Genomic DNA, 14,943 nt, shown 5'->3' on the forward strand with positions numbered 1-14,943 from the left:
GCCCTCACCGGAGGCGCCCCCGGCGGTCGAGGCGGGCGACCAGGGCCGCACTGCGGATGAGCGCCCCGAAACCGGCTCCCGCCCCCGGACCCCACGCTCCACCGACGCCCCCTGGCACCAGACCCCACCGACCGGCGGCCGGACGGACCGGGGCGGTACGGCTGGCGGCCGGACGACTGGCGATGGCCCGACCGGCGGCAAGGGGACCGGCGCCGGCGCGGCCGGCGACCAGGCGAGCCGTGACGACACGACCGGCGACCAGACGGCCGGCGACGGCACGGCAGGCGACAGCGCGCCCAAGGACGACCCGACCAAGGACGACAAGACCAACGACGGCACAACCGAGGACCGCGAACAGGGGGGCGGAGCCTGATGGACGCCCTCGATGTCACTGTCCGCATCCTCGCCGTGCTGGTCGCCTTCCTGCTGCTGCCTCTCCTGGTGGGGCAGACCGAGCACAAGGTGATGGCCCATATGCAGGGCCGCGTCGGCCCGATGTACGCGGGCGGCTTCCACGGGTGGGCCCAGCTGGTGGCCGACGGGGTGAAGTTCGCGCAGAAGGAGGACATCGTCCCCGACGGCGCCGACCGCCGCGTCTTCCAGCTGGCGCCCGCCCTCGCGCTGATCCCGTACCTCCTCGTTCTGGTCGCGATCCCGGTCGCCCCGGGCGGGGGCGTCGCGCAGGCGCTGGACGCCGGAATCTTCTTCGTGCTGGCCGTGATGGGCGTCGGCATCCTCGGCTCGCTGATGGGCGGCTGGGCGTCGGCCAACAAGTTCTCCCTGCTCGGCGGCCTGCGCACCGCTGCCCAGCTGATGGCGTACGAGCTGCCGATGCTGCTCGCCGCCGCTTCGGTCGCCATGGCCGCCGGCACCCTCTCGCTGCCGGGGATCCTCGGGGTGTGGGAGTGGTGGTGGCTGCCGTGGCAGCTGGTCGGCGCGGTCGTCTTCTTCACCGCCGGCCTCGCCGAGCTGCAGCGTCCGCCCTTCGACGCGCCGATCGCCGACTCCGAGATCATCTTCGGCGCGTACACCGAGTACACCGGACTGCGCTTCGCGCTCTTCCTGCTGGCCGAGTACGCGGGCATCGTCGTGCTCTCCGCGCTCACCGCCGTGCTCTTCCTCGGCGGCTGGCACGGACCCGCCGCCGACGGTCTGGGCTGGCTGTGGATGCTGCTCAAGACCGGCCTCCTCGCCTTCGGTGTGATCTGGCTGCGGGTCAGCTATCCGCGGCTGCGCGAGGACCAGATCCAGCGGCTGGCCTGGACGGCGCTCGTCCCGCTCGCCCTCTTCCAGATCGCCCTCACGGGTGTCGTCAAGGTGGTGATGTAGCCGTGTCCCACGCGCACCCAGGCCGCTCGGAGGGTGCCCACTTTGCCGGCGCGCCCGCCGAGCGGCCCGGCTCGAAGCGCGGAGTGTTCGGCTCCGGGCTGGCCAAGGGCCTGGCCGTCACCCTGCGCACGATGACCCGGCGCTCGGTCACCGAGCACTATCCGGATGTGCAGCCCGAACTGCCGCCCCGTAGCCGGGGCGTCATCGGGCTGTTCGAGGAGAACTGCACCGTCTGCATGCTCTGCGCCCGCGAGTGCCCTGACTGGTGCATCTACATCGACTCCCACAAGGAGACGGTGCCTCCGGCCGCGCCGGGCGGACGCGAGCGCAGCCGTAACGTCCTGGACCGGTTCGCCATCGACTTCGCCCTGTGCATGTACTGCGGTATCTGCATCGAGGTATGTCCTTTCGACGCGCTGTTCTGGTCGCCCGAGTTCGAGTACGCGGAGACCGATATCCGTGAGCTGACCCACGAGCGGGACAAGCTCCGCGAGTGGATGTGGACCGTGCCGGAGCCGGCACCGCTGGACGAGGCCGCCGAGGAGGCCAAGGAGCTGGCCGCGGCCCGCAAAGCCGCCGACAAGGCAGCCCAGGCGGCCGGGACCGACATGCTCGCCGCACACCGTGAACAGCCGGCCCAGGAGACCGCCGAGGCACCTGGGACCACCGAGCGGAACGGGACCACCGAGCCGAGCGAGACCACCAGGCGGAACGAGGCCACCGAGCCGAAGCCGAAGCGGCGCCCCGGCCAGGACGCGCAGGGCGGCGGTACCGAGTGAGCGTTCTCCTCGCCCAGCCCCTCGCCGCCGGTCACCCCGGTTTCCTCTCGCCCTCCGGGGTGGAGATCGTCTTCGTACTGGTCGGGATCGTCACCCTCGGCGCCGCGCTGGTGACCGTGGCCACCAGGCAGCTCGTGCACGCCGCGCTGTGGCTGGTGGTCGCGCTCGGCGGGATCGCCGTCGAATACCTCCTTCTGACGGCCGAGTTCATCGCCTGGGTGCAGGTGCTGATCTACGTCGGCTCCGTCGTCGTCCTCATCCTCTTCGGCCTCATGCTCACCAAGGCCCCCATCGGGCGCTCACCCGACGCCGACTCGGGCAACCGCTGGATCGCGCTGGCCGTCTCCCTCGCGGCGGCGACCACCCTCGTCACCGTCGTCGTGGACGCCTTCCGGTCCACCTGGATCAATGTCCAGGAGCCCACCGGACCTGGAAGCGGCTCCTCCGAGGTGACCGGCACGGCCCTCTTCCGGCACTGGGTGCTGCCGTTCGAGGTGCTGTCCGTCCTCCTCCTCGCCGCACTCGTCGGCGCCATCGTCCTCTCCAAGCGGAACAAGGCCGGTGAGCGCTGATGCATCTCGCCTACCCCGCCGTGCTCGCCGTCCTCCTCTTCTGCGTCGGCCTTTACGGCGTCCTCGCGCGCAGGAACGCCATCCTCGTCCTGATGGCCGTCGAGCTGATGCTCAACGCCGTCAACCTCAACCTCGTCGCCTTCGACGTCTGGCTCCGCGACACCTTGCACGCGGGCCAGGCGCTCACCCTCTTCACCATCGCGATCGCCGCGGCCGAGATCGGCATCGGTCTGGCGATCGTCCTGCTCGTCCACCGCAACCGCGGCAGCTCCGACATCGACAGACTCAGGGACCTCCGCGAGAGCGGCGGCCCACCAGGGGGCGACTCCAGCGGCGGTTCACGCGATGAGAAGAGTGTGGCACCCGCCACTGACAACGACGCTGACAACGACGCCGAAAGCGGCTCTGACCAGCAGGTTCAGGGTCCTGCCGCAGGGAGGCGGCACGCGTGAGCACGACGACACTCGCAGCGCTCGTCCCCGCTCTCCCGGCGCTCGGTGCCCTCGCCGGGCTGCTCCTCGGCCGCCGTGCCCCAGGCTTCGTACGCCCGCTCGCGGTACTGCCCACGCTCGCCGCAGCGGCTCTCGCCGTCGCCGTGGCGGTCCGTCAGGGCGGCGGCACCCCGGTGCGCGCGGCCACCGAGCTGGCGCCAACCGGCAACGAGGCGCTGCCGATCCAGCTCGCGCTCAACCTCGACGGGTTCGCGGTGCTGGTCGCCGTCCTCGTCGGTGTGGTCGCCACCTGCGTGCAGCTCTACTCCACCGGCTATCTGCGCGACGACCCGCGCTACGCCTCGTACGCCGCACTGGTCTCGCTCTTCACGGCCGCGATGTTCCTCGTCGTCTACAGCGACGATCTGATCGTGCTGCTTGTCGGCTGGGAAGTCATGGGCATCTGCTCGTACTTCCTGGTGGGCCACTACTGGGAGACACCAGCAGCGCGCGCCGCCTCCCTCAAGGCGTTCCTGGTCACCAAGCTGGGTGATGTGCCGTTCCTCATCGGCATCCTGGCGCTCGCCTCCGAGACGGGCAGCTTCCGCATCAGCACCGTCGTCACCCGCCTCACCTCCAGCCTCTCCGGCTTCGAACTGACGCACCCCACGCTGATCGCGCTGCTGCTGCTCGCCGGGGTCGCGGGCAAGTCGGCGCAGCTGCCGCTGCACTCCTGGCTGCCGGACGCGATGGCGGGCCCGACGCCGGTCTCCGCGCTGATCCACGCGGCCACGATGGTCGCGGCGGGCATCTACTTCGTGGCCCGGCTGCTGCCCGTCTTCACCGCCTCAGCCGCGGCACTCGTCGTCCTCGCGGTGCTGGCGGCGCTCACCATGACCGGCTCGGCACTCGCCGCGCTCGCCCAGGACGACATCAAGCGCGTGCTCGCCTACTCGACCATCAGCCAGCTCGCCTACATGGCCGCCGCGCTCGCTGTCGCCGACCGGGGCGCCGCTGTCTTCCATCTGCTCACCCATGGCGCGTTCAAGGCGCTGCTCTTCCTCGCCGCCGGGGTTCTCATCCACACCGCCGGTACCAACTCGCTGACGGTGATGGCGCGTTCAGGCGGCATCGCCAAGCGTGCGCCGGACGCCTTCTGGACCATGACCATCGCGCTGCTGGCACTGGCGGCCGTTCCGCCGTTCTCCGGGTTCTTCTCCAAGGAAGCCGTGCTGGCCGGGGCCGAACACGCCGCCTTCGGCAACGCACACGCCCCGTTCGAGGGAGCGCACGCCGCCCCCGTGAGCGCCGGCTGGATCGTTCTCGTCGCGGGTCTGGTCACCGCACTGCTGACCGCCGCCTACGCGGCCCGGCTGTGGCTGCTGGCGTTCCGCGGCACCCCTGCGGTCGCACCGCTCGCCGTGCGGAGCGAGAAAGCCGCCGAGCACGTACCCGAGCAGGTGCCGCAGCAGGCCCCCGAGACGGAGCTCGCCCACCCGGGACCCGCACACCGACCCGCGCACAGGGCCGAGCAAGAAGCAGCCGACTCCGACGCACTTGCGCACCACCCCGCACCCGCCGTCATGACCGTCGTCCTATGGGTGCTCGCCTTGCCGTCCCTCGTACTGGGGCTCACTTTTCTCGTACTGCCCGACTGGTTCGACGGCGCCTCCCTCACACCCACGCTGACCACCTCCGTACTCGCCACCGGCGTGACGCTGGTGGGCGGTCTGCTGACCTACGCGACATGGCGGCACAGCAGCGCGCTCGCCGCGCTCCACCCGGAACACGACGCCGACCCCGGCGTGCTGCTGCTCGGACCGCTGCACCGGCACGCGGCAGCAGGCTTCCACCTGGACGCGCTCTACAGCGCCACTGTCGTACGTCCCGTCCGGTCAGCCGCCCGGCTGGTGCGCTTCTTGGACCGTGAGGTGGTCGACGGCTATGTGGCAGGCGCCGGGCGCGGTTCGCGGCTGCTGGGTGCGGCTGTCCGGCGCGCCCAGACGGGCAACGTGCAGACCTACCTCGGCGCGCTGCTGACCGGCTCCCTGGTGCTCGCCGTCATCGCCGTGGTCGCCGTGACCGGAAACGGAGGGGCGTGACGTGATCCCGCTCGACGACACCGTCATGCAGGCGCTCCTCGTCGCCGCTGTCGTCCTGCCGCTGCTGGGCGCGCTCGCCGCACTGCTGCCCGCACCGCCGGGACTGCGCGGCCGCGGCCCGGAACAGGCGGTGCTGCGGCACGGCGTGACCGTCACCGGAGTCGTGTTCGCCCTCACCGTGCTGCTGGCAGTCGGCTTCGACCACGACCGCCCCGGCACCATGCAGGCCGAGTCGGACCTCAGCTGGATCCCTGCGCTGGGGGTGCGGCTGCACTTCGGCACCGACGGAGTCTCGCTGCCGCTGCTCGTCCTCACCGCCCTGCTGACGTTCCTGTGCGCGCTCTACAGCTACGCGAGAATGCCGCAGGGACCGAGCCCCAAGGCGTTCGTCGCGCTGCTGCTCCTGCTGGAGTGCGGCACGCTGGCCACCTTCGCGGTGCTCGACCTGATGCTGTTCTTCCTGGCGTTCGAGACGGTGCTCGTCCCGATGTACTTCCTCATCGCCCGGTGGGGCGGCGAGGGCAGGGGACCCGCAGCGTGGAAGTTCGTCCTGTACACCCTGCTCGGCTCCGTGGTGATGCTGCTCGGGCTGCTGGTGGTCGGCCTGAACGCCGGTACGTTCGACATGGTGCGGCTCGCCGAGGCGCACGGTGCAGGGCTCAGCCACACCACCCAGCTGATCGCCGCACTGGCCATCGGTGTCGGGCTGGCCGTCAAGGCACCGATGTGGCCACTGCACAGCTGGCTCCCGGACGCGCACACGGCAGCGCCCACAGTGGGCTCCGTCCTGCTGGCAGGCGTGCTGCTGAAAATGGGCACCTATGGGTTCGTCCGTATCCTGCTGCCCGCCGTTCCGGACGGTGCGCACACGTTCGCTCCGTATCTGGCGGCGTTCGCCGTCACCGGCATCATCTACGGGTCGCTCGCCTGCCTCGCCCTGGCGCGGAAAGGCGCCAAGGGTGACCTCAAGCGGCTGATCGCGTACTCCTCCGTCGGCCACATGGGCTTCGTCCTGCTGGGCATCGCCACGCTCACCCACACGGGCGTCAACGGCGCCCTCTACGCGAACCTCGCGCACGGCCTCATCACCGGCCTGCTGTTCTTCCTCGTCGGCGCGCTGAAGGACCGCACGGGGACCAGCGACCTCGACACCCTGGCCGGCACCACCGGGGGCGCGCTCTACGGCAGGGCGCCGCGGCTGGGCGGGCTGCTCGCCTTCGGCGCCGTCGCCTCCCTGGGGCTGCCAGGACTGGCCGGTTTCTGGGGCGAGTTGCTGGCGCTGCTGGGCGCCTACCACCCGGCAGCCGGGCTCAGCAGGCCCGCCTTCTCGGTGTTCCTGGCGCTCGGCGCCCTCGGCACCCTGCTGACCGCCGCGTATCTGCTGCTCGTCGTACGCCGCGTCTGCATGGGCGACCCGGCCGAGACCCGCCCCGAACGCCTCGCAACGGTGCCGGACATGCGCCCCTACGAGTTCGCCGCCTGGACGCCCCTGGTCGTCCTCACCGTCGTCGCCGGACTGTGGCCCGGGGCCCTCCTGGGGCTGATGGACCCGGCCGTGCAGAGCCTCCTTCCAGGAGTGACCCGATGACTGCGCTCACCGCCCCGCAGGGCGCGCACCACCTCGCCGAGGGCGCCGCGCAGCGCGTGGACCTCGCCAAGGGCGCCGATCTCGTCCAGAGCATCGACTGGGCCGCCATCGCGCCGCCCACCATCGCCGCTGTCGCCGCGCTCGTCGTCCTGGTGGCCGACCTGTTCCTGGCCGAGCGCCACAAGGGCCTGCTCGGCGGCCTGACCGCCGCCGCACTCGCGCTCGCCGGGCTGGCACTCGTGCCGCTCATCGGCGACGACCGCGCCACCTTCTGTCTCACTGCCGGCACGCGCGCGTGCAGCTATGTGGCCGACCCCTTCACCCTCACCGTTCAATTTCTCGTACTGGGCGGCGCCTTTGTCACGGCACTGCTGTCGATGGCGCCGGTGCGCCAGGAGCGGCTGCCCGCAGGGGAGTTCTGGTTCCTGCTGCTCGCCTCGGCTTCCGGTGCGGCACTGCTGCCCGCCTCGCGCGACCTGGCGACGCTTGTGGTCGCCCTGGAGGTGGCCTCCCTTCCGGCATTCGCGCTGGTCGGTCTGCGGCGCGGAGAGCGGCTCTCGTCCGAGGCGGCGCTGAAGTTCTTCCTGTCGTCCGTCGCCGCCACAGCCGTGATGCTGCTGGGCGTCAGCTTCGTCTACGCCACCACCGGCAGCATGCATCTGAGCACTGTCGCGCAGGCCCTGCCCGGAGTGGACAGCAGACTGCACACCCTCGCCGCCACAGGTGTGGCGCTCACCCTGGTCGGCTTCGCCTTCAAGACAGCTGCCGCACCGTTCCACTTCTGGGTGCCCGACACCTATGTGGGCGCGCCGGTGCCGGTCGCCGCGTATCTGTCGGTCATCGGCAAGGCCGCGGGCTTCTCCGGGCTGATCCTGGTCACCGTGCGGGCCTTCCCCTCGTACGCGGACGCCTGGGGGCCCGCGCTCGCGGTGCTCGCCGCGCTGACCATGAGCGTCGGCAACCTGGGCGCGCTGCGCCAGCGCACCGACCGCGCGCACAGCGCCGTCCGCCTGCTCGCCTGGTCGTCGGTCGGACAGGCGGGCTATCTGCTCGTCCCCATCGCCGCCGCCGGATACACGGAGGAGCCCGACCGGGCGGTCGGCGCGACCCTCGCCTACGCGCTGATGTACGCCGTGGTGAACCTGGGCGCCTTCGCCGTCGTCGCGGCCCTCCAGCGGCCCGGATCACCCGGCCGTCTCGACGACTACCGCGGCCTGGTCCGCACGCACCCGCTGGCCGCAGCGGCGCTGGCGTTCTTCCTGCTGTGCCTGGCCGGGCTGCCCCCGGGGATCGTCGGCCTGTTCGCCAAGGTCACCGTCTTCCAGTCGGCCGTGGACGCCGGGCTGGGCTGGCTCGCCGTCGTCATGGCCCTCAACGTGGTGATCGCCCTCGTCTACTACCTCACCTGGACGGCGCTGCTCTTCCGCCCCGCGACCGGCCGGCAGCCCGCCGCCCCGGCCCTCCCGCGGCTCTCCGCCTCCCTGACCGCGACCGTCGCACTGACCGGGGTGCTCGCCCTGGCCGCGTCCGGTGCGCCGCAACTGGTCCTCCGGTTCGCCGGCACCGCGCTGTTCTGAGCGGTTCGTGCCCTTCCTCCGGGCAGCCGCTACCGGGGGAACTGAGAACGCCCACCCTCCGTTGACGCAAAAGGGAGGGTCCACTGGACGGGGCTGCTGAGGGCGGAAGGTCTGCCCGGCTCAGGGCTCCGCAGCACCATCTGGAGGGCGAACCGTGCACCGCCGGCACAACGGGCTGAGGACAGCTCTGCTCCTGGGAGGGCTGTCCGCTCTCATCATCGTCATCGGGAGCTTCTTCGGCACCACCGGCCTGGTCATCGCGCTGCTGATCGCGCTGGGCACCAACGCCTATGCGTACTGGAACAGCGACAAACTCGCGCTGCGTGCCATGCGTGCCCGGCCGGTCAGCGAGTTCGAGGCCCCGCAGTTGTACCGCATGGTCCGCGAGCTGTCCACGGCAGCGCGGCAGCCCATGCCGCGGCTCTACATCTCGCCCACCCAGGCCCCCAACGCCTTCGCCACCGGCCGCAACCCGCGCAACGCGGCAGTGTGCTGCACGGACGGCATCCTGCGGATCCTGAACGAGCGGGAGCTGCGCGGTGTCCTGGGCCATGAGCTGAGCCACGTCTACAACCGGGACATCCTCATCTCCTCCACCGCGGGCGCCCTGGCCTCCGTGGTGCTCTTCCTCGTCAACTTCGCCTGGCTGGTCCCCATAGGGCGCTCCGACGACGACGAGGGTCCTGGGCTGGTCGGCATGCTGCTGATCATGCTGCTGGGCCCGCTCGCCGCCTCCCTCATCCAGCTCGCCGTCTCCCGCTCGCGCGAGTACGAGGCGGATGCCTCCGGGGCGCAGCTCACCGGCGACCCCCTGGCCCTCGCCTCGGCGCTGCGCAAGCTGGAGGCGGGCACGGCGCAGCTGCCGCTGCCCCCCGAGCCCCGGCTGGAGACGGCGAGCCACATGATGATCGCCAACCCGTTCCGCAGGGGCGAGGGCGGCATGACGAAACTTTTTTCCACCCACCCACCAATGGCGGAACGTGTCGCCAGGCTGGAGAAGATGGCAGGCTGGCGCGGGTGAAGACCCTCCTCAACCTCATCTGGCTGATCTTCTCCGGCCTGTGGATGGCCCTCGGCTACGTCCTCGCCGGGCTCATCTGCTGCGTGCTCATCATCACCATCCCCTGGGGCCTGGCGTGCTTCCGCATCGCCGCATACGCCCTGTGGCCGTTCGGCAGAACGGTGGTGCAGCGCCAGGACTCCGGAGCCGCGTCTGGCGCCGGGAACATCGTCTGGCTCGTCTTCGCGGGCATCTGGCTCACGCTCGGCCACATCACCCTGGGTGTGGGGCTCTGCGCGACCATCATCGGCATCCCCTTCGGCCTGGCCCACTTCAAGATGGTCCCGGTCTCGCTGATGCCGCTCGGCCGCGAGATCGTCTCCACCAGCGCCCCTGCGGCCTACCCGGGCTACCGCTGGTGAACGCCCGCCCACCCCGCCGCTGAGCACCCACCCCGCTCGGCTGCGGCCTGCGACGGAGCCGAGCGGGTCGGTGACTGTGCACACGCCCCGACCGTTCGGACACCACGACCGTGGTGTCGACCGCGCGGGTGCGTGCGCGCGAACCTCAGCGGAAGTTCACGTACTGCAACGCGAAGTCGAAGTCCTTGCCCTTCAGCAGGGCGATGACCTCCTGCAGGCTGTCCCGGCTCTTGGAGGTCACCCGCAGTTCGTCGCCCTGCACCTGCGCCTTGACGCCCTTGGGCCCCTCGTCCCTGATCACCTTCGCGACCTTCTTCGCGTTCTCCTGGGAGATGCCCTCCTGGAGCGACGCGGAGATGCGGTACTCCTTGCCGGAGGCCTGCGGCTCCCCGGCGTCCAGCGCCTTGAGCGAGATGCCGCGCTTGATCAGCTTGGACTGGAAGATGTCCAGCACGGCCTTGACCCGCTCCTCCGAGTTGGCCCGCATCTCGATCCGCTCGCCCGACCACGCGATGGAAGCGTCCACACCCTTGAAGTCGTAGCGCTGGGAGATCTCCTTCGCGGCCTGGTTCAGCGCGTTGTCGACCTCCTGCCGCTCGACCTTCGAGACGATGTCGAAACTGGAGTCGGCCATGGTGAGTTGGCTCCTCGTACATAGATCCGGCAGAAAACGGCCCACGAGGGCCGTCCGCAAAGCCTAGCCACCCACAACAGCCACCCGGCCCCGGCCGCGAGAGGCGTCGCGCCGAAGCACGCCCGGGAGCCCCCGGAACCGTCCGCCGGCCCTTCCACCGGATCCCTCCGGCGGCTCGTCCGCGGCTGATCAACCGGGTGGCGAACCACCCCCGGCCATCGGGTATGGTTTACACCGTTGCCACGGCGCACCGCCCCGAGCGGGGTGCCCGGCAGCAAACCCAGGCGGTGTGCCCGAGCGGCCAAAGGGAGCAGACTGTAAATCTGCCGGCTCAGCCTTCCTAGGTTCGAATCCTAGCGCCGCCACAGGGCAAAGAAATGGGCCCCTGACCAGCCATTCGGCCAGGTCAGGGGCCCATTTCATGTTTCCCCGCCGAGCTGGACGCGCCGTCTCACACTGTCTCGCTGTGAACCGCTGTTTCTCGGTGTGTGTGGACCACGCGTGGACCGGCTTCGGCGGGGCTTCGCCGACTCACCCTTGCGGGCCTTGGAGGCGCGCTGAGATCTTGGCGTTGGCGGCCTCATCACCGTCCGTGAGGAACTTGGCGTATACGCGGAAGAGCACAGCGACGCTGTGTCCCGCCCGCTTGGCGACAAGTTGGGGTTCCACGCCCGAGCTGAGCCACGTGGACACCGCAGCGTGACGGAGGTCATACGGGCGCTTCGCCAGTGCGGTGCCGAGCTGGGCAGCCGTGAGGGCTCGGCGCCGAGCCTCGGCCCAGACCTCGCCGTATCCGGTGTCCTGGATCAGCCCACCACGTGACGTGCGGAAGAGTCGCCCGTCCGGAGCAGTGCTGTACGCGGTGACGTGCCAGCGCAGCATGGCAACCAGCTCTGGCGGGATCGGAACGGGCCGCACGGTCTTGCGCGGCCGATGCTTGAGCCCGCTCTTCTCGTGGGCTTCCCCGCTGTCGGTCCAAGAAGAGCCTGAGCGCGGCCAGGTGTCATGCAACCGCAGGACGCCCCAGCCTCGCCGAGGAAGGTCGCAGTCGCTCAGGCGCAGCCCGATGACTTCGGCCGGCCGGGCTGCGGCGTAGTACATGCAGCCGAAGAACGCCGCCTGATGGCGACCACGCGCGCTCTGCTCCCGCACTCCGGCCAAGAGCTTGCCCGCCTGCTTCGGGTCAGGCACGCATGCGGGGTCAACCTCCTCGTCCACTTTTTCGGGCGCTTTCCACTTGATGCGGGTGAGGGGGTTCTCGGTGAGAAGTTCCGCCTCGATCGCATACTCCAGGGCGTTGTGGAAGATCGCGCGCTTCCTGCTGATGGTCCCTGCGGCGGCTGTCTTGCCGTCCAACTTCCTGGACAGCGCGTTGAGGGCGGCTCGGACGCGCAAACGATCTGAGAGCGCTGACGTGGGAAGCGACTTCCGCTTGAACCAGTCCAGCGTCCTGGCCACATCCGCCGGCGGTTCCTCCTCCCAGCGATTCTTGTTGAAGGCCCAGCTATAGAGGGCCGTGCGGACGGTTCTGGCGTCGGGCATGCCCTTCGTGTCCTTCACCAGTGCGGGCGTGACAGTGGCCATGGCCTCGGCCAGGGTTCGCCGTGTGGAGGCGGGGGAGTCGGTCCACTTCATCTCGATGTAGTTGCGGGCGTGCTGGTACCACGAGAGGTCCCGCGTCTTGACGATCATGGACTTCGGCAGGCCGCTTTCCACATCGAACGGCTCGCCCTCGCGAGAAGCCGTGATGAGCTGGGCTCGTCGGCTCTCCGCCAGACCCAGCGTGAGGAACGATTCCGAGTGCGGGCGCGTGCCTACCTTCCAGCGCAGTTGGAAGGCGTGCTTCCGTCCCTCGCGCTTGCGGATGGCCCAGATCTTGACGGTGTAGCTCCACTCGTTCACGCCGCCTCCAGCTCTGCCTGAAACTCGTCCAGGTCGCTCCGACGCACCCGCAGGTGTCCGTTCGGCAGCCGCCGCGCGCGCGGTCCCCAACCTCGGTTCCGCCAGCGGTACCAGGTAGCGCGAGTGATCCCGAGCTCGTCCAGGACAGCGGTCAGCGGGAGCAGTTCGTCGGTGGGTCCCGTGGCGCGACGGTTGGCCAAGGTGCTCCTCCTTCGGGGCTTACGGGCGGACTGGCTGGACGGAACCCCTGCCGCAGAAACCGCAGAATCCGCAGAAACCCGCGAACTTGGCTGCTGACCTGGGGTGTTGTGGTTACTAGGGTGGGCGCCGCAGAAAGCGCGGGATGTGCCGCAGAAATACGGAGCGGCCAGGCCCTCCGCGCTGTCGGAGGCGGCGCGCGGGCATTTGTGCGGCGGTTCCGTTGCTTTCTGCGGCGGCTGGCCCGACGCGGCGCCGAGGGGGCTGCGCTGCTGGTCAGCGTGCATGGCGTGGGGTTTCTGTTGTTTCTGCGGTTTGTGCGGCCGAGCGGCGGCGCGGGTGGCTGTGCGTGTGGTCATGCCAGCCCCTCCCGCACCTGGGGGTGGACGAGGTAGCGCGGGGCCGGTGGACGGCCGCGCTTGCCGTTCCGGGGCGGTGTGTGGATGCGCAGGTAGCCGTGTTCCTCCAGGAGGGCGACGGCCGGCTCAAGGTCGGCGACCGTGGGGAACTCCGAGCGGGAGAGCTTGGCGAACAGGTCGCGCCGGCTGACCGTCTCCCAGCCGTTCGCGGCCAGCACCTCCAGCAGGGTCCGAGCCCGCGACTGGGCGGCGTCGGCGCCCATGAGGTCGAAGACGTTCAGGGCGTGGTCGGCGAAGTATTCGCCGATCTCGATGGCGGCCAGCATGGTGGTGTCATCGATCGGCTTGCCGTACCCGTCGTGCAGGTGCGCGGCCAGGTGCAGCAGTCCGGCGATGCGGGCGATGGCGCCGACCAGCTTGCCCGCCCATTTCTGGAGGTGGCCCAGCTTGCCGCCCTTGGGGCGGAGCTGGATCTCCAGCTCTTCCTGGTAGCTCTTCAGCGCCTTGTCGGCCGCCGGGGTGAGCTGGAGTACGGCCGGGTCTGTCCAGTCCGCCAGGGAGAGCGTGAGCGCCATGATGTTGCGCTCGTATCGGGCAGCGACAGCGTCCGGGACCGGAGCGGGGTCGCTGTTCCGGTAGCCGACCAGGGATTCCGGCATGGAGTAGAGGAAGCGGGCGAGGAGGCCGCGCCCGTCGAATCCGCGGTGCTTGCCGATGTCCTCCAGGACGGTCGGCTGCACTGCCAGACCCATGGTCAGCGCCGGGGCTTCGATGGACTCCTCGCGGGAGCGGCGGTCGACGCGCAACCGGTCTCCCGCATGCCCCTTCAGGAAGACTTCCATGTTGGGGGTGCCGGAGTAGCGGCCGGCGATGATGTCGAAGATGCCGCCCTCGGCCGACATGACGGCCAGGCGCCCGCCCTGCTCAGCCATGAGGGAGGTGACCGTCTCCGGCGTGGAGTCGTCGGCCAGCAGCCGGGGCCGTGCGGGCACGGTGAGCCCTTCGGCTTGCTGTGCCAGGCCGATCGCTTCGGCGACGAGCGAGTCACGCTCGGGTCCCTCGGCCGCCGCCGCGCGGGCGGCGGCCTTGTCGGCAGTTTCCTGAGCCATCTTCCGCGTCAGGTCGGCCTCAACGATGCGTCCGGCCATCTCTTCCGCGAGCGACTTCTCTGCTTCGTAGAGCGGTCCGGTCATCGCGGCGAAGACGGCGCTCTTCCGGTTGGCGGGTGGAAGCGCGACGACCACGTACAGGTTGGTCGGCTCGCGCCACCGGCCGCGCACCTGCACGACGCAGCGACCACCGGCAGCCGTCGCCAGGACGGACAGGGCCAGGGAGCCCGCCATATCGACGGGCGTCTGCGTTTCCTCGGCGATGCCGGCGGCGAAGTTGCGCAGCCAGCCGGGGAAGGTGTGCAGAGGGAAGGCCGGGAGCGTCGGGCGGGTGTTGAGGGGGATGGGCTCCGTCCAGGTGTCCGGCAGCTTCTCGTCGCCGAGAGCGAGCGCTTCGCGCACCTCGGCCGCCGAAGCGTCCGGGGTCGACGCGGCCTGGACGAGCCGCGTTCCGGCCTCGATGAGGCGGCGCCGCTCGGCCAGTTCGTGAACGATCTCGGCGTAGTACGCGGCGTGCGCGGCGGTTGGGACGGCCTGAACGAGGGACTGGACGTAGCCAGGGCCGCCGACGCGACGCAGCTCGCCGAGGCGGCCCAGGTGGTGCGCGAGGGTGATCGGGTCGACCGGCTGGCCCTCTTCGTGCAGGGCGAGGATGGCGCGGTGAATCGTCTCGTGGGCGGGCCGGTAGTAGTCCTCCGGGCTCAGGGACTTCACCACGTCCGAGATGGCCTCGCCGCGGAGCATCATCGCCCCCAGTACGGCCGCCTCGGCTTCCACGTCGCTCGGCGGGCCGCTGTTTTCGGACTGATCGAACAGTGCGCGCACATTGCTGTACGGCGCGTCCATGGATTCAGATGGCATGCTGGTGCCCTCCTGTTTCCTGGTTGGGATAGGGAGACCGGAGGCGGCGGGCGACCTTGGTCGGGAGTGCCGCCGCCTCC

Annotated in this window: 13 protein-coding genes, 1 tRNA gene and 1 pseudogene; 11 read left to right on the top strand and 4 right to left on the bottom strand. The window is 70.3% G+C overall.

The window, feature by feature from the left end:
* The 10 genes and pseudogenes from ITI46_RS06575 to ITI46_RS06620 form a co-directional block, all read left to right on the top strand.
* A pseudogene (locus tag ITI46_RS06575) lies at positions 1–373 on the top strand (hypothetical protein); the annotation flags it as partial.
* On the top strand, positions 373–1,329 hold the full coding sequence (locus ITI46_RS06580) for a complex I subunit 1/NuoH family protein (RefSeq protein WP_372451855.1): 957 nt from the start codon (positions 373–375) through the stop codon (positions 1,327–1,329). The pseudogene ITI46_RS06575 and the gene ITI46_RS06580, both read left to right, overlap by 1 nt.
* 131 nt (positions 1,330–1,460) lie before the next feature.
* Complete coding sequence (locus ITI46_RS06585) at positions 1,461–2,108, top strand: 4Fe-4S binding protein (RefSeq protein WP_209238489.1); 648 nt, start codon at positions 1,461–1,463, stop codon at positions 2,106–2,108.
* Complete coding sequence (locus tag ITI46_RS06590; RefSeq protein ID WP_209238451.1) at positions 2,105–2,680, top strand: NADH-quinone oxidoreductase subunit J family protein; 576 nt, start codon at positions 2,105–2,107, stop codon at positions 2,678–2,680. Before ITI46_RS06585 ends, ITI46_RS06590 begins: the two co-directional genes overlap by 4 nt.
* Entirely contained in the window at positions 2,680–3,132 is a 453-nt protein-coding gene (nuoK, locus tag ITI46_RS06595) for an NADH-quinone oxidoreductase subunit NuoK (protein ID WP_209238452.1), read from the top strand. Before ITI46_RS06590 ends, nuoK begins: the two co-directional genes overlap by 1 nt.
* Positions 3,129–5,213, top strand: coding sequence for an NADH-quinone oxidoreductase subunit 5 family protein (locus tag ITI46_RS06600; RefSeq protein WP_209238453.1), 2,085 nt, complete (start codon positions 3,129–3,131; stop codon positions 5,211–5,213). Before nuoK ends, ITI46_RS06600 begins: the two co-directional genes overlap by 4 nt.
* Positions 5,214–5,238: 25 nt before the next feature.
* Positions 5,239–6,801 carry a complex I subunit 4 family protein gene (locus ITI46_RS06605; protein WP_247745575.1) on the top strand — a complete coding sequence of 521 codons (1,563 nt, stop codon included), beginning with the start codon at positions 5,239–5,241 and terminating at the stop codon, positions 6,799–6,801.
* On the top strand, positions 6,798–8,378 hold the full coding sequence (locus ITI46_RS06610) for an NADH-quinone oxidoreductase subunit N (protein ID WP_209238455.1): 1,581 nt from the start codon (positions 6,798–6,800) through the stop codon (positions 8,376–8,378). The genes ITI46_RS06605 and ITI46_RS06610 overlap by 4 nt, the downstream gene beginning before the upstream one ends.
* Before the next feature lie 154 nt (positions 8,379–8,532).
* Entirely contained in the window at positions 8,533–9,399 is an 867-nt protein-coding gene (htpX, locus tag ITI46_RS06615) for a zinc metalloprotease HtpX (protein WP_209238456.1), read from the top strand.
* Positions 9,396–9,800, top strand: a complete 405-nt coding sequence (locus tag ITI46_RS06620; protein WP_209238457.1) for a YccF domain-containing protein — start codon at positions 9,396–9,398, stop codon at positions 9,798–9,800. The genes htpX and ITI46_RS06620 overlap by 4 nt, the downstream gene beginning before the upstream one ends.
* Before the next feature lie 145 nt (positions 9,801–9,945).
* Here ITI46_RS06620 and ITI46_RS06625 read toward each other — a convergent pair whose 3' ends face one another.
* Positions 9,946–10,434, bottom strand: coding sequence for a YajQ family cyclic di-GMP-binding protein (locus tag ITI46_RS06625; RefSeq protein WP_209238458.1), 489 nt, complete (start codon positions 10,432–10,434; stop codon positions 9,946–9,948).
* Between the two features lie 283 nt (positions 10,435–10,717).
* Between ITI46_RS06625 and ITI46_RS06630 the strand changes: the two genes are divergently transcribed.
* Positions 10,718–10,799: transfer RNA gene (locus tag ITI46_RS06630), tRNA-Tyr, on the top strand.
* Between the two features lie 166 nt (positions 10,800–10,965).
* Here the strand turns inward: ITI46_RS06630 and ITI46_RS06635 are convergent.
* The 3 genes from ITI46_RS06635 to ITI46_RS06645 all read right to left on the bottom strand — a co-directional run bounded on the left by ITI46_RS06635 (position 10,966) and on the right by ITI46_RS06645 (position 14,863).
* Positions 10,966–12,336, bottom strand: coding sequence for a tyrosine-type recombinase/integrase (locus ITI46_RS06635; RefSeq protein ID WP_209238459.1), 1,371 nt, complete (start codon positions 12,334–12,336; stop codon positions 10,966–10,968).
* Positions 12,333–12,536 carry a helix-turn-helix transcriptional regulator gene (locus ITI46_RS34610; protein ID WP_247745571.1) on the bottom strand — a complete coding sequence of 68 codons (204 nt, stop codon included), beginning with the start codon at positions 12,534–12,536 and terminating at the stop codon, positions 12,333–12,335. The genes ITI46_RS06635 and ITI46_RS34610 overlap by 4 nt, the downstream gene beginning before the upstream one ends.
* A gap of 353 nt (positions 12,537–12,889) precedes the next feature.
* Positions 12,890–14,863, bottom strand: a complete 1,974-nt coding sequence (locus tag ITI46_RS06645) for a DUF3987 domain-containing protein (protein WP_372451856.1) — start codon at positions 14,861–14,863, stop codon at positions 12,890–12,892.
* Between the last annotated feature and the right edge of the window lie 80 nt (positions 14,864–14,943).

It is taken from the genome of Streptomyces oryzae (genome assembly GCF_017676365.1).
Lineage (GTDB): Bacteria > Actinomycetota > Actinomycetes > Streptomycetales > Streptomycetaceae > Streptomyces > Streptomyces oryzae.

Bases quoted from the DNA above. Each gene is read 5' to 3' on its own strand.
- ITI46_RS06610 (WP_209238455.1), top strand. From the start codon at position 6,798: ATGACTGCGCTCACCGCCCCGCAGGGCGCGCACCACCTCGCCGAGGGC.
- ITI46_RS06645 (WP_372451856.1), bottom strand. From the start codon at position 14,863: ATGCCATCTGAATCCATGGACGCGCCGTACAGCAATGTGCGCGCACTG.
- ITI46_RS06625 (WP_209238458.1), bottom strand. From the start codon at position 10,434: ATGGCCGACTCCAGTTTCGACATCGTCTCGAAGGTCGAGCGGCAGGAG.
- ITI46_RS06580 (WP_372451855.1), top strand. From the start codon at position 373: ATGGACGCCCTCGATGTCACTGTCCGCATCCTCGCCGTGCTGGTCGCC.
- ITI46_RS06605 (WP_247745575.1), top strand. From the start codon at position 5,239: ATGCAGGCGCTCCTCGTCGCCGCTGTCGTCCTGCCGCTGCTGGGCGCG.
- ITI46_RS06585 (WP_209238489.1), top strand. From the start codon at position 1,461: ATGACCCGGCGCTCGGTCACCGAGCACTATCCGGATGTGCAGCCCGAA.
- nuoK (WP_209238452.1), top strand. From the start codon at position 2,680: ATGCATCTCGCCTACCCCGCCGTGCTCGCCGTCCTCCTCTTCTGCGTC.